This window comes from Succiniclasticum ruminis DSM 9236 (assembly GCF_900112895.1).
In the GTDB taxonomy this organism is placed as follows: domain Bacteria; phylum Bacillota; class Negativicutes; order Acidaminococcales; family Acidaminococcaceae; genus Succiniclasticum; species Succiniclasticum ruminis.
In genome coordinates this window covers 91,980-112,887 of sequence record NZ_FONL01000008.1, presented here as the reverse complement: position 1 = coordinate 112,887, position 20,908 = coordinate 91,980, and the positions used below count along the sequence as shown (strand labels likewise).

General features: G+C 48.9%; 9 protein-coding genes. 4 read left to right on the top strand and 5 right to left on the bottom strand.

Annotated features, from left to right (window positions below; genetic code table 11):
* Window positions 1-6,821 (bottom strand): YDG domain-containing protein (locus tag BM159_RS07215; protein WP_093913571.1); only part of this gene is annotated, 6,821 nt, incomplete at its 3' end.
* Between the two features lie 1,376 nt (window positions 6,822-8,197).
* On the opposite strand from BM159_RS07215, the gene BM159_RS07205 reads away from it, so the two are divergent.
* From BM159_RS07205 to BM159_RS11970, 3 genes are all read left to right on the top strand, one after another.
* Entirely contained in the window at window positions 8,198-8,983 is a 786-nt protein-coding gene (locus BM159_RS07205; protein ID WP_093913569.1) for a hypothetical protein, read from the top strand.
* Complete coding sequence (locus BM159_RS07200) at window positions 8,980-9,399, top strand: hypothetical protein (protein ID WP_093913568.1); 420 nt, start codon at window positions 8,980-8,982, stop codon at window positions 9,397-9,399. The genes BM159_RS07205 and BM159_RS07200 overlap by 4 nt, the downstream gene beginning before the upstream one ends.
* A gap of 383 nt (window positions 9,400-9,782) precedes the next feature.
* Window positions 9,783-12,158 carry a subtype B tannase gene (locus BM159_RS11970; RefSeq protein WP_093913567.1) on the top strand — a complete coding sequence of 792 codons (2,376 nt, stop codon included), beginning with the start codon at window positions 9,783-9,785 and terminating at the stop codon, window positions 12,156-12,158.
* A gap of 148 nt (window positions 12,159-12,306) precedes the next feature.
* On the opposite strand, the gene BM159_RS07190 is transcribed toward BM159_RS11970, so the two are convergent.
* Window positions 12,307-13,719 carry a sodium:solute symporter family protein gene (locus BM159_RS07190; RefSeq protein WP_093913566.1) on the bottom strand — a complete coding sequence of 471 codons (1,413 nt, stop codon included), beginning with the start codon at window positions 13,717-13,719 and terminating at the stop codon, window positions 12,307-12,309.
* 301 nt (window positions 13,720-14,020) lie between these two features.
* Here BM159_RS07190 and BM159_RS07185 point away from each other — a divergent pair, with 301 nt between their 5' ends.
* On the top strand, window positions 14,021-14,887 hold the full coding sequence (locus BM159_RS07185; RefSeq protein WP_093913565.1) for a phosphoribosylaminoimidazolesuccinocarboxamide synthase: 867 nt from the start codon (window positions 14,021-14,023) through the stop codon (window positions 14,885-14,887).
* 295 nt (window positions 14,888-15,182) lie between these two features.
* Here the strand turns inward: BM159_RS07185 and carB are convergent, their stop codons facing one another.
* The 3 genes from carB to ilvB form a co-directional block, all read right to left on the bottom strand.
* Entirely contained in the window at window positions 15,183-18,398 is a 3,216-nt protein-coding gene (carB, locus tag BM159_RS07180; protein ID WP_093913564.1) for a carbamoyl-phosphate synthase large subunit, read from the bottom strand.
* A 202-nt stretch (window positions 18,399-18,600) separates the two neighbouring features.
* Window positions 18,601-19,089: an acetolactate synthase small subunit gene (gene ilvN / locus BM159_RS07175; RefSeq protein ID WP_093913563.1), complete on the bottom strand. Its 489-nt coding sequence runs from the start codon at window positions 19,087-19,089 to the stop codon at window positions 18,601-18,603.
* A 1-nt stretch (window position 19,090) separates the two neighbouring features.
* Entirely contained in the window at window positions 19,091-20,722 is a 1,632-nt protein-coding gene (ilvB, locus tag BM159_RS07170) for a biosynthetic-type acetolactate synthase large subunit (protein ID WP_093913562.1), read from the bottom strand.
* Window positions 20,723-20,908: the final 186 nt, after the last annotated feature.

Here is a 20,908-nt window from a genome sequence, read left to right as displayed (position 1 = left end):
GTCAGGTCGGCTTTGTTGATCGTACTGGTGGTATTGTCCGCATACGTTACGTTGTAGTTCCCGCCTTCATTGCCGTCACTGACCGTTGCTCCGGAAACCGTCACGGTTTTATTTGTTCCGGCGTTCTTGTCCGTGAAGGCGAAGGTTCCGCCGCTTACGCTGTCATCGCCGAACAGTTCACCGGCAGAGACTTTCCATTTCCTGTCTGCAGAAGCTACTTCCGTCGTCCCATCGTAGGTCTTCGTTACGTTTTCCGCCATCAGCGTTATATCAGCTTTTGTTATGTCACCGGTTCCCACTGCCGCAATGCTGTAGTTTCCTGCATCTGTTCCGGTCAATACGCCAGTATCAGTCGTATAAGTTACCGACTTGCTGCCGCTAACGTTCACGTTTTTGTCTTCATACGCACCGGTGACCTTACTGCTATCAAAAATAACAGCGTCACCTTCAATGATATCTGTTGCTAAAGCTATATCGCCGGCTTCCACTTCGGTTGTTCCATCATATGTCTTGCTCACATGGGCCAAAGACAGCTCTTTTGCCGTAATGGTTCCCGACCCTGTAACAATTGATGCTATTAAATAATTATTTGCATCTTCTCCAGTCAATGCGCCAGCATTAACTGTATAAGTCACCGTCTTACCGGTGCCTGCATTTTTATCCTCATATACTCCGGTTACTTTTTCTCCATCTAAACCAACTGCATCATTACCAAATATGTCGTCTCCGTTAATGCTTATTTCAGATGTCACATTTTGATTACCGTCGTACACCTTACTCACATCTGCAATACTCAGCCTCTTCGGCTGGATAACCAATATTGTATCCCCGATATCGTAGCCTCCCTGTTCGGAATAATACACTTTATATCCCGGATTATTATTATCCGTGTTATTGCCAAAATATTTCCCGGCATCCGTGCCTTTTACCAAATCGCCACTTTCCGTCGCATAAATATGGTTAGCTGCGCCCTGTGCCAGCGTATTATCAAATGTTTGCTCCGTACCGTCATATTCCGTAGCTGTCACAACGTCTTTTGTTTTCAAAAACGCAGTCAGAAGAGGCCCGGTCTGCCCTTCGTAGATACGCCAGACTGTTCCGGAGCCACCTGTTTTGGACATGTTAGATGCTAAACTGGTTCCTTCAAAAGTAGCAAACTCTTTTAGTTTGCTTTCATCACTAATCAGTGTACCTTTCCCATTATTATTACCCTGGGTAAAAAACGATGCGATGGGACCGGTACCACTGTTATAACCGACAATTCCTCCAAGATTAGATCTGCCGGAAACCGTTCCAGTATTATACGTATTCTGTATACTTCCACTAGAGCTATTAGAGCCGGCAATTCCACCTACATAAGATCCTCCCTCTATCGTTCCTGTGTTATAGACGTTAATAATACTTCCACTATTTGTTCCTGCAATACCGCCGGTATAGTTTCCACCCGTTTTTGTGCCGACGTTTGCTGAATTATAAGCTTCACTGATACGGGCTCCTGAAGCGTTTGAACCGGCAATACCGCCTACATTGGAACCGTTATTGTTATTACTCCTTACCGTCCCTAAAACATAAGCCTTTTCAATAATCCCTCCAGGTAAAGGAACACCTTCCTGCGTGTTTTTCCCGTCTTGCGCCCCTGCAATTCCGCCAACATTACGGTTTCCTTCTACCAAGCCTGAAAAATAGACGTTCCGGATAATTCCGCAGCCCTTATTTGCCCCTACAATGCCGCCAACCCAGCTCTTCGATGACAAATCTACGGTACCATTGACCACGCCAAAATTTTCCACAGTACCGGCGTTGCTGCCGATGATCCCTACATCAGTGCTATAGGACTCATTATTTGTATTTGTAATATTAATATTCCGGATCACATGATTCAAACCATCTAATCTTCCCTGGAACATACCGGGCTGGCTGCCCCAATAGTTTCCTTTGCTACCAAGAGATTTAAAATATCTTATAGTCCAGTTTCCATTTTCATCAATAAAATCGATATCGTTCGCTAGCATATAGTTGCCGGTAAGATTATTGTTTATATTCTGCAACTCATAGGGGTTACGTACAAGCATGTACTTGACAGGCGTAACATTTGTCGAGTTATCAAGTCCCTTGAAATTCCAGTTTGTCAGATCCGGCTCATTGACTGTAGTATATTCTGTACTGTTGATTGCCGTAGCGGCTGTTGCATCGTTGGCAAAGCCTACATGCACTTCGCCGGAGGCACGCACGTTAATGTTATTCGTTGCCGTAATATCCGCATAATTCTTAAAGGAAACATTGTTGCCTTCCACCGTAATGTTGGCTGCTTTTAATGTTCCCAGGTTTGCAATATCACCCACTGCTGCGGTTACAGTTGTTCCAAAGGGATTGGTCCCACTAACAGTGAAGGCATCCAATTCACTTTGGGCAAGACTCCGCGAAGATAGATACAGATTCCCGACATTCACCTGCGCATCGGAGCCAAACAGCATCCCGTTGGGGTTGATAAGATAAATGGCGCCACCACCCTTTAGCGTTCCGTTAATTTCCGACCGCCCATGGCCGGTCACGTAGTTTAGGTAGTTATTCTCGTCAAACTGAACGGTGCCGCCACTGCCGATGGAAAAGTCAATCCATTTCAGCACGTTATTTAATTGTATACTGCTGATTGCCATGGTATTCGCTGTCGTCGCGGAATCAATCGTAACATCGGCAGAAGCTCCTCTGTAATCCAGCTGCGGCATCACGTCAACAGCAATAGTGAAGGCCTTCCCATTCGTTGGGGAGTTACTAAATGTATAATTCTTAAATGTGTTATCTGTACTGTAAACCCCATTCGCCTGATAGTCTCCGCTTTCACTGTCTTTCAGCATGCCAATGACAGCATAACTGCCAGCCATTGTTGCTCCCGGTGTGGCAAGTTCAAATTTTAAATCATCTTGTGAAGCAAGACCCTCTTCTCCCACAAACCCTATTACGTTTCCTGTAAATGATGTGGGAACCGCTTCACCGTTTTTGATTGTGACTTTATCTGCCACAAGGGTCAGTTCTTTCGGCGTAATGCTGTTACCTGTAACCGCTGCATCGGAATCAATCGTGTAGTTCCCTGCCTTAGCGCCCGAAAGAGAAAGCCCTGTATAATTAACATCTAAGTTATCACCTACATTTTTATCACTATAGGTTGCGCTCGTTGCGGAAATACCCAGGTCCAACAAATCGTCCTCTATCGCATTTGTCAACGCATAAACCGTTACCAGTGCATGGTCTGTTCCGTCATACACCTTGCTGACACTGCCCATGGTCAGAGGTCTTGCTGTAATTTCGTTGCCCGTTGTGCTAGTCCCGTTGGCTGCAATCGAATAGTTCACCGACTTTGTGCCGCCCAGCGTCAGACCCGAATAATCCACGGTTTTGCCCGTCCCGGCATCTACGGCATTATCGCCAGTGTAGTTAGCCGTCACTCCCGAAATCGACAGGTCCGCTGCGTCACCATCAACCACGCCAATCAGATTATTAAGCGTCAATATTGCTTCGGCAGTACTGTCGTATACCTTGCTGATATTGCCTACTGTCAGGGTTTTCGCTGAAATCGTGCTCGTTGTGTTCTGGGCTGTCGTTGCTATGCTGTAGTTCCCTGCGTCAGTGCCACCCAATGCGATGCCACTGTAGTTTACCGTCTTGTTCCCCGTTCCTGCAGTTGGACTGGCATATGCTGCGGCGATGTTGGCCGTATCCAACGTTACCGTATCGCCCGAAATGATATCATCAGTTGAAAGGGTCCCCGTACCCGGCGTTGCGTTTGTGTTTCCATCATATGTCTTACTGATATCAGCAAACGAGACTGTAAGCGCTTTTGCTGTAATCGTGCCTTTGCCTTCCGCCGTCTCGGCAATGCTGTAGTTCCCTGCATCCGTGCCGCCCAATGCGATACCACTGTAGTTCACAGTTTTATTTTCGCCAACATTTTTATCTGCATACAATGCATACATGTTAGCCGTATCCAGCGTTACCGTATCGCCCGAAATAATGCCTGCCGTTGATAGAGTGCCTTCGCCGGGCGTTGCCGTAGTACTCCCGTCATACGTCTTGTCTGTATTGGCAAACGACACGGTAAGCTCTTTCGCCGTAATCGTGCCTTTGCCTTCCGCCGTCTCGGCAATGCTGTAGTTCCCTGCGTCAGCGCCTCCCAATGCGATGCCACTGTAGTTCACAGTTTTATTATCGCCAACATTTTTATCTGTATACAATGCAGAAATGTTGGACGTATCCAACGTCACCGTATCGCCCGAAATAATAACTGCAGTTGAAAGCGTGCCATCGCCGGGCGTTGCCGTAGTATTTCCGTCATACGTCTTGTCTGTATTGGCAAACGACACGGTCAGCGCTTTAGGCGTAATCGCGCCTGCACCTGTTGCGGTGTCAGCAATTATATAATTGCCTGCACTCGCTCCCGTCAACGCAATATTACTGTAGGTAACATCCTTGTTCGTTCCAACGTTCTTATCTGCAAACACACCGGTAATCCCGTCCGCAAAATCAACTGTATCTCCACTAATTTTACCTGACAGACTCTTTGTATCTGCTGTTGCTGTTGTGTCTCTGTCATATACCTTGCTGATATCTGCAAATGTAGCCGTCAGTTTCTTCGGCTGGACGATAAGCTTCATGTCTGCAATATCGTATCCATCCTGTGTTGAATAGAATAAACGCTTATCATATTGACCATTCGCTGAAGAAGAATAGTCTAAAACTCCTGCATTTGTAACGTGTATCTTTATCCAAGAATTTACTGGACCTTTTTTAATATTAATATCATTGAATATCTCATCATTATAACTATCTATCGTATGAGGTTGACCATCATATTCATATACCTTTATTAAATCTTTTGGCTTTAAAAACGCAGTCAATAAAGGATATGGATAGGCTGTGCTGCTTGTGTTTTGTCCCTGATATAATCGCCAGGTCTTACCCGATCCCCCCTCAGCAGAAATATCCCAGCCTTCAAAAGTGTCAATTTTGTGCAAATCCGCGTTTGTTTTGAGCGTACCATAGCCATTATCGTTGCCATTGCTGAAATACGATGAAACAATATTAACATTAGAACCCGATGGCAATACACTTCTTCCAAAAATACCTCCACCAGAACTATCATCGTTTTTATTCGTGACAGTACCTGTATTGTAGGTTTGTTTAATATGAACAGCAACACCCTGATTATATGTGGATGCGCTCATTCCTAAAATACCCCCGACACCAGTACCCCTTCCTGCAACCGTTCCTGTGTTATAAGCATTTTCGATTGTTGTTCCAGTACTGCATTGACCAACAATCCCTCCACTATTTCCGGCACTACTAATAGAACCAGTATTATAAACATTATTTATGTTCGAACTTGGGCCAGGATTAAACCCTGCAATACCGCCTGCGTTACTATCGCTTGCAACAACGTTACCCGTATTGTAAGCTGTTTCTATTAGCGAATAATTCTGGTTAGCGCCTGCAATACCGCCAACGGCTCTTGTCCCTTTTACATTGCCTGTATGATAAACATTTCGGATTGTTCCATTGGTGTTCCAACCAACAACACCTCCGACAGTGTACGTTGTAACATCTATATTCGTATTTTCAACGCCTACATTTTCAATCAGACCACTGTTAACACCAAACAAACCAATATTATGATCAACAGGATCTTCATCTGTTGATACTGCCTCTAATGTGGCATCTGTAATGGTTAGGTTTCTAATTCTAAAATTCAAGCCATCAAACTTTCCTCCGAATCTATGGACTGTTTCACTCGAGCCATTGTCTGAATATCCTATTGGTTTGAAGTTGAAGCTGACATCATTAAAATCAATATCATTCGCCAGCATATAATTGCCTTCAATTCTATAATTTCTATCACTAACCTTTGTCTTTCTGTTTTGCATATTCTGCAACTCAAAAGCATTGCGGACAAGCATGTATTGCGTTGGTTCGACTGCAGCAGAACTATCCAGCCCTGTAAAACTCCATTTTGAAAGGTCCGGTGCAGTAATATTCCCATCGGTATATTGCGTAGCATTTACTTCATTGACTGCTTCACTGGCGGCATAACCCACATGCACTTCACCGCTGGCACGCACGTTCACAGCAGTTGCCGGCGTAACTTCCTCCACATTTTTAAAGGAAATATTATTGCCTTCCACCGTAATGTTGGTCGCGTTCAGCGTACCCAGGTTGACGATGTCGCCCGCGGCGGAAGTTGCTGCCGTGGCAAGGGGATTCGTGCCGTTTTCAGCAAAGGCGTCCAGTTTGCTCTGGTCAAGTTCCCGCGTGGAAAGATACAGGTTCCCAACATCCACCTGCGCAGTGGAACCGAACAGAATCCCGTTCGGGTTGATCAGGTAAATACTACCCGTACCTTTTAACGCTCCGTCAATTTCCGAACGCCCGTGGCCGGTCACATAGTTCAGGTAATTATTCGCGTCATACTGTACTGTGCCGCCATTTCCGATGGAAAAGTCGATCCACTTCATCACATTGTTTGTCTTTGTACTGGAAATGTTCATGGTAGCGGATGTGTCAGAAGAGGTGGAAGCAATCGTCACGTCCGCTGTTGCGCCACGATAATCCAGCGTCGGCATCACCGGCGCAGCTAACGCAATACGCACTGGCAGCAACACGGAAAACATGCCCGCCAGCAAAGAGGCGCCCACCATCGACAGTGTAACAGGGCTCACTTTCGCGCCGCAGTTTACGCTGGTACAGCTCTTGCCGTTGCGTTTTGCGATTTCCGATACTGCTACGTAACAGTTTCTCACTTTGCTCCAGATCACTTTGTAAATCTTATTCATGGTGGCTTCTCCTTTGCAGTACAATGATGTTCACAAATCTGTGGGGTAACGCCTTCCCTTTTTCTTCACCAACGGATTACGCTAACACTGGAATCTGACACATACTGAAAATTACATACTTATCCATTAAAGATTATACAACGGTTTTCCGGCGATTTAAACCTCTTCGCTTCATTTGTCATTGACAATTTTTTGGGAAAAAATGACACTTTTGTCAACAGTTTGTCGTTTTTTAATCCCCGCAAAGCAGGATGGTTACTTGCCTGGCAGCGCATTCTCAAATGTTGCAAACTTTATGGAACTAAAGCGTTTCGCGGGCAGGAGGGAGGGGTTGACGGCTTCTTTGTTTTATAATCCAAATAGTCCGCACCCCCTATATAGCAAAAACTGCGGCCTGCCATTTCTGACAGAGAGCAGTGGAAAGATAATATTTAAAGTGCCTCCAAATTACCTAAAATTGGCTAAGTCTACTCATAAGTCTACTTTTCAGTAGACTTAGCCTTGTTTTTTGGTAGACTTAGCACTTAGGCAAGGCCAAGTTTAAACTCCTGTCTTTCATTTTCCGTTCCAAGATTCATGACGATCCTCCCAAGGTTCTACCCATACAATTAGCTGACAGTTAAACGTTCTGATGGTGCTTTATTGGAATTATATCATAAATTTCATCGCTAAGTCTAATATTTAGTAGACTTAGCAGTAGACTTTAAAAAAGAAGAACGGGCGACTTAACGTTTTTTTTACTTCACTTTCACCGTAGGCAAGTAGCGGAACCAAATCCCAGTATCCATGCAGGTTTGCGCTTCAAGGTTGGTCGTTTTACGACCAACCCCAATACCGGATGCCGTCTTAGAGCCTTCGAACCTCTGATTCCCTCTCCCGGTCACTTTAGTGACCGGACTTTTTTCGTAACTCCAGTCATGGTGCGGTTTTCCAGCCTGCTTTCTGTTATAAATATAGACAGCGTTATTTGTCTGTCTCCAGGTGACACTTCTTTCGTTCATCTTATTGCTTTGTTCGGGAAAGCTGCCACTGCGCCGACGCGTAAATTTCAGGCTACGCAATAAAAATGATACAACGCGATTTACACCTCTCCGCTTCATTTGTCATTGACAATTATTTGGACAAAAATGACACTTTTGTCAACAGTTTGTCGTTTTTTAATCCCTGCAAAGCAGGATGAATACTTGCCTGGCAGCATATTATCAAACGTCGCAAACTTTATTGTACTAAAGCGATTCGTTGACAGGAGGGAGGGGCTTGACGGCTTCTTTGTTTTCTGTTTTTATGTTACACTGGTAACAGACAGATATGACTTACGTTTTCTACAAAATCGGATGTTCCCCTTGCGCGTCGCATACGCCGGAAAGGATACGCTCATGAAACATCTCATTGCAGATAAGCTGAATTTTTTGATGAAGGCCACCGCCACCAGGAACAATATGCTGAGCCGGGCCCTTGCCTTTGATGCGTCTCACATCAGCCGCATCCGGAACGGCGAGCGGGGCCTGCCCAGTCATCGCGAATTTATTCTGCCGACCGCCGGCTTTTTCGCCCGGGCGGTCCGCACGGCGTCCCAGAAGCGGGTCCTGGCCGCACAGCTCTGCCCCGGCAAGCCCTGGCCGGAATCGGTGGAAGCTGCCACGCGTTTGATTGCCCGGTGGCTGGGAGAAGGCAGGCAGATCGATCACGATGAATGGAATCTTTATCTGGAACAAGCAGACCCGAATGGGGTACCGGCTAACGGCACGGGTGCTTCTGCGGAGGCTTACGTCACAAACTACTATCCGGGCGACGAGGGCAAGCGCCAGTGCGTCCTCCGTTTTCTTTCAGACCTGGTTGCGGCGGAAGAACCGGTGACACTGTTGCTCCATTCGGAAGAGCGCATGGAATGGATTTACGAGAATCCGGATTTTGCAAAACAATGGGGCGCCTTGCTGGTCACGCTGCTGCAACGCGGCAGCCGGATCGTTATCGTCCACACCATCAACCGTTCCTTTGAGGAAATGGTGGAGGCCGTGTCCAAGTGGGCGCCCCTGTATGCCACCGGCGCCATTGAACCCTATTACACGTCCCGGCTGCGGGACAACGTGTTCCAGCGCACCCTGTTCATCGCCAAAGGAAAATCGGCCATCATGGCCACAGCACCGGCAACCCCGGCGTGAACCGGCTGAACATTCTCACCACCGATCCGGTGGCGGTCAATGTGCTGGAGCAGGAGTTCAACGATTTCCTAGCCATGTGCCAGCCGCTCATGCAGATTTTTACCCCGTCCAGTTTCCTGAAGATTATTCCGGTGCTGGGCACGTTCCGTAAAGCAAAGGACGCCCTTATGCAGTTACACATCACCCCGTCCCTGATCACCCTGCCGGACGCCGTGGCGGAAAGTCTGTCCACCCGGCCCGGCTGCCAGGATTTCAGCGAGTACCTGGCCAATCATAAGAAGTGGCTGTTTCTGCGGGGCAAGGCTCCTGCCGGCGACATTAAGGATATCATCTGCCTGCCGGAGATCTCCACTGTACTGGAGGGAAAAGTGCCGGTACCCCTTCCGTCATGTTCTACACCAGGGAACAGTTCCTGACTAATTCTTTCTGGGAATACCTGAACCAAATGATCAAAGATGCGCCTACGCTGGAAGAATCCATGGACAGACTGCAGCAGTATATTGATAAATTGAAAAGCACGATGGAAACGAAAAAAGACAAATGAAAATGGACAGGTGAACGAAATACAATCGTTCCCTAATCCAAATCGTCCGTCCGGTCACGTTACGTGGCCGGGCATTTTTCGTTAGCGCAAATACAAAACCACTCCCATATAGCAAAAAAAAGCAGCCTGCCATTTCTGACAGACTGTTTTCACAGTTTTATTGCATTTCAGAGTAACGCAGCGCGCAAAATGTGATATAATAAGGTATTACAGATTTAATCTGATTCTTTGCAAAACATTCAAGGAGTACCTATCATGTTTTTTAAATCATATTTGCCCAAACAATATCTGGTCGCAGCCATCGTCGCGTCCCTGTTGCAGGGTGTTGTGACCGCTGCTCCCGTGTTTGCGGAACCGGCCGCGAAAACTGAAGCAACGGTTACGCAGGAAGCTACAACTGCACAGGAACCCATGCAGAGCAAAGCATCAGCGGCATCAGATAAAAGGTCTTCACTGGCAGACACGGCTGAGCAGAATACGATTGATCATTCCGCCGAATTCAAACCGATTCAGAATGAATTCCTGAAGGAAGGAGAAGGCATTCCCGGCAGCGAGGTTCCCTATCAGAGCGAAAGAGCCCTCTCACGCGAAGAATGGAAAACAGTAGCGCAATTGGAAAAAGATGTCCGGATACTCCAGCGGGAACGAGAAAAATTTATCAAAAACCGCATAAAAGAAAAGGATGAAAAAGAAAAAGCGTTTACCAATGCGTTTAAGGGCAGACAGGAATACAGTATCGTGTTTAATCCGGAGGATTATTCCACAAAAACAATGAATGCCAACGGCGAAGACGTAACTTTCCGTGCCTACGAGCATCTTGTATACGTGAAAAAGCCGTATGATCCGGAAAGCCAGATGCTGAGCATTTATATTCCGGAAGCGTACCTGAAAGGCGGAACCGTAAACGGCTTTACCGCAGAAACGGCACCCATCTTTATGCCGAACGGCGTGGGCGGGTATATGCCGGGAACCATTGCAGAACCCCAGGAAGATTCCCGTTACGGCGGAGCCAATGCCGCGTTATATGCGTTGAGCAACGGTTACGTGGTGGTCTCCCCTGCGATCCGGGGCCGGTCCCTGAAACATAAGAACGGCTATGAAACCGGTAAGGCGCCTGCACTGATTGTCGATTACAAAGCCGCTGTACGTTTTGTGCGATTCAACCGCAAGGCCGGGCGCATTCCCGCTGGCGATACGGAAAAGATCATCGCCAGCGGTACCAGCGCGGGAGGCGCGTTGTCTGCATTGTTAGGGGCAACGGGAAATGCTAAAGATTATGATCCCTATCTCAAAGAAGTGGGCGCAGCCAAAGAACGGGACGACATTTTTGCTTCCATGGCCTACTGCCCTATCACCAATCTGGAAAATGCAGATATGGCCTACGAGTGGATGTTCCATAACGCGAATGAGTATTACAACGCAGGCCCGGCCAGAAGAATATCGCCTGCCAGCAGTAACGCTGCACCCGAAAGCAACGTACAGAACCGTCCGACCAACGCACCGGTGGAAGCTGCCAAAGGCACTGCCATTACACCGGAACAAAAGGAAATTTCTGCAGAATTAAAAGAGAATTTCACAGATTATCTGAACAAACTGAATTTACGCGATTCCCTCGGCAACCGGCTGAACCTGGCACCGGACGGATACGGTCTATTCCGCGAGTACATTGAGTCCCTGTATCTGGAGTCAGCCCAGAACGCCATTGACACCGGGGAAGATATCAGCAAAACCCCCTGGATCACTGTCAGTGAAGGGACTGCAGTCCATATGGATTTCGACAAATACGTTGCCACGGTAAAGCGCCTGAAAGGAGTTCCCGCTTTCGATGCCTTTGATATGACAACAGGTGAGAATAACGAATTCGGCACCTATGACATTCCGAATAAACATTTTTCACGCTACGCGCTGGAACACAGCCAGCTTGTTACGGTTCCTAAATTAGAGGAAGAAAAAGAAATTGCCCAGGAAAAAGCGCGTCAGTACAGCCTGGCCCTTCCTGTTGAAAAACGTCAGTTGCAGAAAGCAAATCTGGTGGAACAAATGGAAAGGGATAAAATTGATCTTTCCCAATACATGGCAAACTGGCAGATTATAAAAATGATGAACCCCATGTACTATATCGGAAATCCTGATGTTCAGACTGCCCCTAACTGGCGTATCCGTCACGGCAGCCTTGACAGAGACACAGCGTTGGCAATCCCCGCAATCCTTGCCTTGAAATTAAAGAATAAGGGTAAAGCCGTTGACTTCAAGGTGGCCTGGGGTTACGGCCATGCCGGAGATTACGATCTGCCGGAACTGTTCGCCTGGACAGACCGTATCTGCAAAATCAAAGACAAAGCGGATGCAATTTTAAAAGAAGGACAGAAAAAGAAAGCTGAAACAGATAATACAGATACCGATAATGACGGAAGTAACAGAATAGAAAAGAATCGCGTTTCGACGGAAAACAAAATTCTTAACAGCGAACTTTCGAAGGAACCGGAAGATACCGCTGCTGCTGTTAACCCGTCGGAAGGTGCAACCGCTGTAAAAGAACTTGAGGGAACCGCAACGGCTAAATCTTATGAAGACACAAGTACTGCGAAAGAACAGTCGGAGATTGCGGCAAAAGAAACTACAGCCATATAACTTTTTTAATTCTTCAATGCATAAAAAAGCAACAGCAGATTATATTACAACGTCTGCTGTTGCTTGTTTTTTGTTTCAATTTTGGAAATCACTATTTTTCTTGCAGTTTTTATTCAAAGGCCAGATTTAAAAATCCGGATACATCCCACTACTCTGCATCTTTCTTCAGCGCCGGCGGCGTAATAGGTTCCTTGTCAATGACCCGCACAACCAGCAGCGTGATGGTGCAGATGATCCATTCAAAGTAAATGGGATGCGGCAGAATCCGCACCGACGGGAATATCTGCCAGGCCAGAAGACCGATAAGCCCTACCAGCGTGGTATAGAACGCCGTATTGCGGCGGCACAGGTCCGGCGCAAACATGGTAGCCAGAAAAACAAGTGTGAAAGCCGTGGTCAGGCTCAGTCCCGTCAGCATCATCTTCACAATGCCCACGGCGTTGAAAGCCATCCAAAGTGTCACCAGACCAACCGCGAAAATGATGAAGCGGCTTGCCTTCATGTATTTATCCGGTGTGATGTCCGGATTGAAAAAGCGTTTGTAAATGTCCTGCGCGATTAGAGTACCGGCCCCCAGTAAAATAGTACATGCTGTGGAGACGTCCGCTGCCCACAGGGCCGCCAGGGTGATACCGGAAGAAAACGGATCCAGACTCATGATGATCTGGGGCAATGCCAGCGTAGGATTGATGTCCGGATAATGGGCCTTGGCCGCCATACCCAACACAGCGGAGAAGAAGCCAATGGGGAAAATGATGAGGCCGCCCAGGATAAAGCCGTTCCGGGCCGCACTTTCCGATTTGGAGCTGGTGGCAATCTGCACCGGCGCACCGCTTACAGTCTGGGTCATCATGACGATGATCCAGCCCATCAGCATGGCCATGGTCAGGCCGCCGAAAGGATCCGCCCAGTCAAAAGGCATAGGCGGCAACTTGGCCACGATGCCCGCCATCCCGCCGTCACGGATCAGGATTTTCACCATACAATAGATGATGCCCAGGTAAATGATCAGCACGCTCAATACACTGGACAGGCCCGAGGACCACATACCGCCGATGACCGTAATGCCGATAAACACAACGGCGCTGGTGATCATGCCCGTCTTCATGGTGAACACGTCGGGCATCAGGGTGGAAAGGATGGAACCGCCCGCCACATATTGCAGCGAAGTGATGCAGGACAATATGATGGCCAAGCCGATGACGCTGATGATACGCGCCTTTTTGTCGTAGCAGCGTTCAAACAGTTCCGGCACCGTTGTACATTCCAGAGTGCGGTACTTGCCCGCTGCCACCAGACCCATGAAGATAGCGCCGATGGACCAGGCTCCATTGTACCAGCCGGCAGACAGGCCGATACGGGTAGCGCTTTCCGCCACGCCTACGGTGGAAGCCGCACCAACCGCCATGCCGGTAACACTGACGGCAATCAGCAGCGCGCCAAACTTACGGCCCGCGAACTGGTATTCCGTGGCGCTGGTTTCCGCCCTGCGCTTCACATAGAATGAAATCGCGAACAGCATCGCAACATACAACACAACGATCATTAACTGAATTGACATGATAAAACAACCCCTCTTATTCCGCCTTACAGCGTATATGTGAAGTTATTCTAACATAAATTTTAAAAAAAGAAAATATTAACACTGATAATTTTTAACCTTGAGGTCATAATTACTAAAAAACATCTTGTAACTATCTGCTGATTTATGCTAAAATTTAGTGTATGTTAATTGCATCATGCCTGCTTTTATCGCAGGTTCAGAGATGACAGACTCAATTACTGCTATTTGCCTGTTTATGTCTGCATCTTTTTTAATTTTATTCAATGCAGGCAGTAGCATTGGGAAAAGAGGAGATAACATGAAAGAATACAAACCTTTTAAATCCGGCAAGGTCCGGGAACTGTACGATCTGGGAGACAGCCTGATCATGGTCTGCACTGACCGCATTTCCGCATTTGATGTGATTTTGAAAGACCCGGTGCCGGAAAAAGGCGCCGTTCTGAACAAGATGTCCAAGTTCTGGTTTGATTTCACCAAAGACATCGTGCCGAACCATATGATCTCCATCGATACAAAAGACATGCCGGAATTTTTCCAGACCCCGGAATTTGAAGGCCGCAGCATGAAGACCCAGAAGCTGGAAATGCTGCCCGTAGAGTGTGTAGTGCGCGGCTACATCACCGGCAGCGGCTGGGAAAGCTATAAAAAAGAAGGCAAAATCTGCGGCATCGAACTGCCGGAAGGCCTGAAAGAATGCCAGAAATTACCGGAACCCCTCTTCACCCCTTCCACGAAAGCCCCGGTAGGCGAACATGATATGAACATCTCCATGGAAGAAGGCGTTGTGTGGGTGGAGAAGTTCTTCCCCGGCAAAGGCAAAGAGTACATGGAAAAGATGCGTGACCTGACCCTGGCCCTGTACAAAAAATGCGCAGACTATGCGCTGGAGCGCGGCATCATCATCGCCGACACAAAATTTGAATTTGGTCTGGATGAAAAAGGCAACGTAGTGCTGGCCGACGAAATGCTGACGCCAGATAACAGCCGTTTCTGGCCCCTGAAGGGTTACGAAGCCGGCAAATCCCAGCCTTCCTATGACAAACAGTTTGTCCGCGATTACCTGAAGGCCAACAACGCGGAAATCCTGCCCCAGGATATCATCGAAAAGACCATCGCCAAGTACAAAGAAGCGTACGAATTACTGACCGGCAAAAAGTTTGCGTAAGAATATCTTCACAAGTTTCTTGTAATAAAACGGAAAACGCCGACTATATCTCATGCGAGATACAGCCGGCGCTTTTTTATATCTTGAAACGTTTTAGTAAAAAGCTAAAGGACCAGGCAAAAGCAAAACTTAGGAACCGATTGCGTCATTCCATGAGATGAAATGTGCCTTGATAGCGAGACTGTCTGAAGGGCGAAGCCCTGAGTTTCGAAGCCATAGGCACATAAATCCATGGAATAGCTATCTGTTTTTGCGTTGCCCGGTCCTTTTCTTTTTACTAATAATGATTCAACGGTTACTTAATCAGCCCATGCCATTCCTGCAGCGACAGCACCTCGCTGTTGCCGTGCTTGTTCATCTGGTTGATGCCTTCCGCCGCCGCCTTGGCCGCCACCATGGTGGTAATGTAGGTCACCCGGTGTTTGATCGCGCCCTTACGCAGGTAACTGTCGTCGTGAGCCGCCGTCTTGCCGGCCGGTGTGTTCACGATCAGCTGGATCTTTCCGTTGATGATCCAGTCCTCAATGTTGGGCTGGCCTTCGTAAATCTTGTTGACCCTTTCAACTGGAATACCCGCTTCACTGATCAGTTTCGCCGTTCCTTCCGTGGCGATGATTTTGAAGCCGTCTTCATGGAACGCTCTGGCAACGTCCACAGCCCCGTCCTTATCCGCGTCGCTGATAGAGAGAAGCACCGTCCCGCTCAGAGGCAGCACCGACTTGGCGCCTTCCTGGGCTTTAAAATAGGCTTCGCCCACGGTTTCAGCCAGGCCCAGTACTTCGCCCGTAGAACGCATCTCCGGTCCCAGGACAGGATCCACTTCCGGGAACATGTTGAAGGGGAACACCGCTTCTTTTACGCCGTAATATGGAATGTGTTTTTCTTTCAGGCCCGGCACCGGCGACGGACGCCCGGTGAGGGAACCGGTGATGATATCGGTAGCGAGGGGCACCATGCGGATGCCGCAGACCTTTGACACCAGCGGCACGGTCCGGGACGCGCGGGGGTTCGCTTCCAGCACATACACCTTGCCGTCCTCGATGGCATACTGCATGTTCATCAGGCCTACTACGTTCATCTCTACCGCAATCTTGCGGGTATATTCTTTAATGGTATTCAGGTTTTCTTCGGAAATCTGCCGGCTGGGCAGGATGCAGGCGCTGTCTCCGGAATGGATGCCGGCCAGTTCGATATGTTCCATCACCGCGGGAACAAAAGCGTCTTTGCCGTCGGAGATGGCATCCGCTTCACATTCCAGCGCGTTGTGCAGGAACCGGTCGATGAGGATGGGGCGGTCCGGCGTTACACCGATGGCTGCCGCCATATAGTCTTTCATCTGCTCGTCGTCGTGGACCACTTCCATGCCGCGGCCGCCCAGTACAAAGGACGGACGCACCATAACCGGATAGCCGATGCTGTGGGCCAGTTCAATAGCCTGCTCCACCGTGCTGGCCATGCCGGATTCCGCCATGGGGATGCCCAGCTTGTCCATAACCTTGCGGAACTGGTCACGGTCTTCCGCCAGGTCGATGACTTCCGGCGTGGTACCTAAAATGTTCACGCCCTCTTCTTTCAGCTTATCTGCCAGGTTCAGCGGAGTCTGGCCGCCGAACTGGGCGATGACGCCTACCGGTTTTTCTTTATAGTAAATGCTTAACACATCTTCCAGCGTCAGAGGTTCGAAGTACAGTTTATCGGACGTATCGTAGTCCGTGGAAACCGTTTCCGGGTTGCAGTTGACAATGATGGTCTCAAAGCCCAGCTTCTTCAGGGACATGGCCGCATGAACGCAGCAGTAGTCAAACTCGATGCCCTGGCCGATGCGGTTGGGACCGCCGCCCAGGATCATGATCTTCCGTTTATCGGAAACGGGATTGTTGTCCGGCGCGTTATATGTGGAATAGAAGTACGCGCTGTCCTGGGTGCCGCTGACATGGACGCTGTCCCAGGCTTCCACTACGCCGATTTTTTCCCGGGCATGACGGATGTCGTCCTCGGATACTTCCAGAATTTCGCTGAGATATTTGTCGGAGAAGCCGTCCTTCTTGGCCTGCGCCAGGGCTTCTGCCGGGGGCACCGTGCCTTTGAACTGCAGCAGGGCTTCTTCCTCTTCCACCAGTTCTTTCATCTGCTCTACGAAGTAATGCTTCACCCAGGTGATGTTGAAAATCTCATCTACCGTGGCGCCTTTGCGCAGGGCTTCGTACATTTGGAAGTAACGTTCGGAAGAAGGCGTGCGCAGCAGGGTCAGCAGTTCTTCTTTGCTGAGTTTGTCAAAATTCTTTACATGACCCAGGCCATAGCGCCCTTTTTCCAGAGAACGGATGGCTTTCTGGAAGGCTTCCTTATAATTTTTGCCGATGCTCATGACTTCGCCCACGGCGCGCATCTGAGTCCCCAGTTTGTCGTCTACGCCTTTGAACTTTTCAAAGGCCCAGCGGGCAAATTTCACAACAATATAATCTCCGTCCGGCACGTACTTGTCCAAAGTGCCGTATTTTCCGCAGGGCAGGTCCTTCAGGGTCAGGCCGCTGGCCAGTTTGGCAGATACCAGCGCGATGGGGAAACCGGTGGCCTTGGATGCCAGAGCGGATGACCGGGAGGTACGGGGATTGATTTCAATGACGATGATACGGCCGTCTTTCGGGTTCCGGGCAAACTGTACGTTGGTGCCGCCGATGACGCCGATATGTTCCACGATTTTATAAGCCTGGCGCTGCAGCTCCTGCTGCACGTCTTCCGGAATGGTCAGCATGGGCGCTGTGCAGAAGGAGTCGCCGGTATGCACGCCTACCGGATCTACGTTCTCGATGAAGCAGACCGTGATCATGTTGTTGTCCTTGTCCCGGACTACTTCCAGTTCCAGTTCTTCCCAGCCCAGGATGGATTCTTCCACCAGAACCTGGCCGATGATACTGGCCTGCAGGCCACGGGCGCAGACGGTTTTCAGTTCTTCCTTATTGTAAACCAGGCCGCCGCCGGCGCCGCCCATGGTATAAGCCGGGCGCAGCACGACGGGATAGCCTAACTCATCCGCAATGGCCAGGGCTTCTTCCACACTGTAGGAAACCTCGCTGCGGGCCATGCCGATGCCCAGTTTGTTCATGGTTTCCTTGAACTCGATGCGGTCCTCACCCCGCTCGATGGCATCCACCTGCACACCGATGACTTTTACGCCGTATTTATCCAGCACGCCGGCTTTGTACAGTTCAGCGCACAGGTTCAGGCCGGACTGGCCGCCTAAGTTCGGCAGCAGGGCATCCGGACGTTCTTTTGCGATAATCTGTTCCACCCGCTCCACGTTCAGCGGTTCGATATATGTCTTATCCGCCATCTCCGGGTCCGTCATGATGGTGGCCGGATTGGAATTCACCAGTACAATTTCATAGCCCAGGCTCCGCAGCGCCTTGCATGCCTGGGTACCGGAATAGTCAAACTCGCAGGCCTGGCCGATTACAATCGGGCCGGAGCCGATGATCATTACCTTATGGATGTCTGTTCTCTGTGCCATAGTTCTCTCCCCTGCATAAAAATCAGCCGTATAAGAAGCATTTGTACCTTATACAGCCGTAAACCAATGTGACTGAATAAAAAGGACCTTCGATTATTTTGTTGCTTTCCCATTTTACTCTAACAGATATTTTACCATATTTACCCCTAAAAAAAAAGTGCGGCAACGTTGCAACCGCACTTTTTTGACTCGCACTGTTAAATTATTTGATGCCTTCCTTGCATTTCGTCAGGGCCACGGTCCCGGAACGGGTGATTTCCACGATTTTAATATGGTTGATGCTGTCCAGGAATATCTGGGAACGCTCCGGCGTATCGCAAATCTGGATGGTCATCATGTTGTTGCCCATATCAATGATCGTTGCGTTCATGACCGCGCAGTTATCAATAATATCCCTGCGGTTATCTCTTGTGTATTTCACCTTGATCAGCATCAGTTCGCGGCAGACCGCTTCCTTTTCGTCAAACGTCTTGACCTTGATTACATCAATTTTTTTATTCAGCTGTTTTTCAATCTGCTCCTGGGTATGGTCGTCCCCCGTACTCACAATGGTCATGTTGGAAATGGCATTGTCTTCCGTTTCGCCTACTGCCAGAGAATCAATGTTGAAGCAACGTCTCCAGAACAAACCGGAAACTTTACAGAGAACACCGGACTGGTTTTTTACTAATACGTTATAAATTCGTTTCATGTCAGGCCACCTCGTTCGGATCTACATCGCACTGGAGTAAAACAGATTCGTCGTTTTCCAGGAACTCCTTGATGGTTTCAGCCATCTTCGCTTCATCATTCAGATGCAGGAACTTCATCCCGTACGCCGCGGCGATGGATTCCAGTTCCGGGCTTCCCGTAAGGTCGATAACGGAAAATCTGTCTTTGTAAGTGAAATGCTGATACTGGCGCACCAGGCCCAGCACATTGTTGCGGATTACAGCGATTTTTACCGGCACGTTATACTGGCGCATGGTCCCCAGTTCCATCATGCACATCTGGAAGCCGCCGTCGCCGCACACGGCAACGACCTGCCGGGACGGATCGCCCAGCTTGGCACCCATGGCCGCCGGTACGGAATAGCCCATGCAGCCCATGCCACCGGTAGTAAAGAAGCGGCCTTCCCGGATGATGCAGTTAGCGCAGGACCAGAGCTGGTTCTGCCCTACGTCTGCCACGTATACCGCATTTTTATCCATGGCGTCGGACAGCGCATGGATAAAGTATGTCGGGTCTACGGTCCCCGGCGTGATCACCAGGTCCGCTTTGGCCTTCTTCGCTTCTTCCGCCTCTTTCCGGTAGCCTGCCAGACAGTCAAGCCATTCCTGGGTGGCCGGACGGATATCTTCCTTATCCAGTTCCATAAACACGTTCTTCAGGTCGCCTACCAGCGGAATGGTCGGTCCTGCGTTTTTCCCGATCTCTGCCGGGTCCACGTCGATGTGCACGAGGATCTTATTGGTACTAATCTCGTCGGGGCGGGCAATGGAACGGTCCGCCACCCGGGCGCCGGCCATCAGGATCATGTCGGCCTGATTCATGGCACGGTTACCGTAAGCCTGGCCGTTGTTGCCTACCATGCCGAAAAACATGGGATGTTCCGTAGGCATGGTACCCAGTCCCATCATGGTGGAGACAACGGGAATCCGGTGTTTTTCCGCAAAAGCACGGATCACATCCGCCGCGCCGCTTAAATGGGCGCCGCCGCCGGTGCAGATCAGGGGGCGTTTGGCCTTTTTCAGTTCCCGCACTACCTTATCGATCTGTTTAATGTTTCCTTTGACTGTCGGTTTGTAAGAAGCCATGGAAACACTGTCAGGATATTCAAATTTATTTACCTTCTGGTTCTGTATGTCAATGGGGAAATCAATCAGCACAGGTCCCTTCCGTCCCGTGCCGGCAATATAAAAGGCTTCCTTCACAATATGAGGAATATCTTCCGCGTTGCGGACGATGTAACTGTATTTTACAAAAGATTCGCAGGCGCCGGAAATGTCGGCTTCCTGGAACACATCGCTGCCCATCAGCCGACTGTCTACCTGGCCGGTGATCACAACCAGCGGGATACTGTCCGCATAAGCCGTGGCGATACCGGTGATTACATTGGTGGCGCCGGGGCCGCTGGTAACTGCCACTACGCCGACTCTGCCCGTAAGACGCGCATAACCGCTGGCCGCATGGGCCGCGTGCTGTTCATGGCGTACCAACACTGTCTTAATACCGGAGTTCAGGATGCTGTTATAAAAGGGGCAGATAGCCACCCCCGGATATCCAAATACGAACTCCGTGTTTTCCATTTCCAGACACTTTACAATTGCGTCCGCTCCGTTCATGTTTTTCCCTCACTTTAACCCAAATTATCTTATGCCAGCGGCATATTGGAATTATGATAGCATAATTTACTAATTATTGCACGAAAGCTTTACGATTTTTATAATTTTTTTGATATTTTTATCAAATCTGTATCAAATATTATACTTTTATTAAAGACAATGCTTTAATAAAAACGCTTCACACCG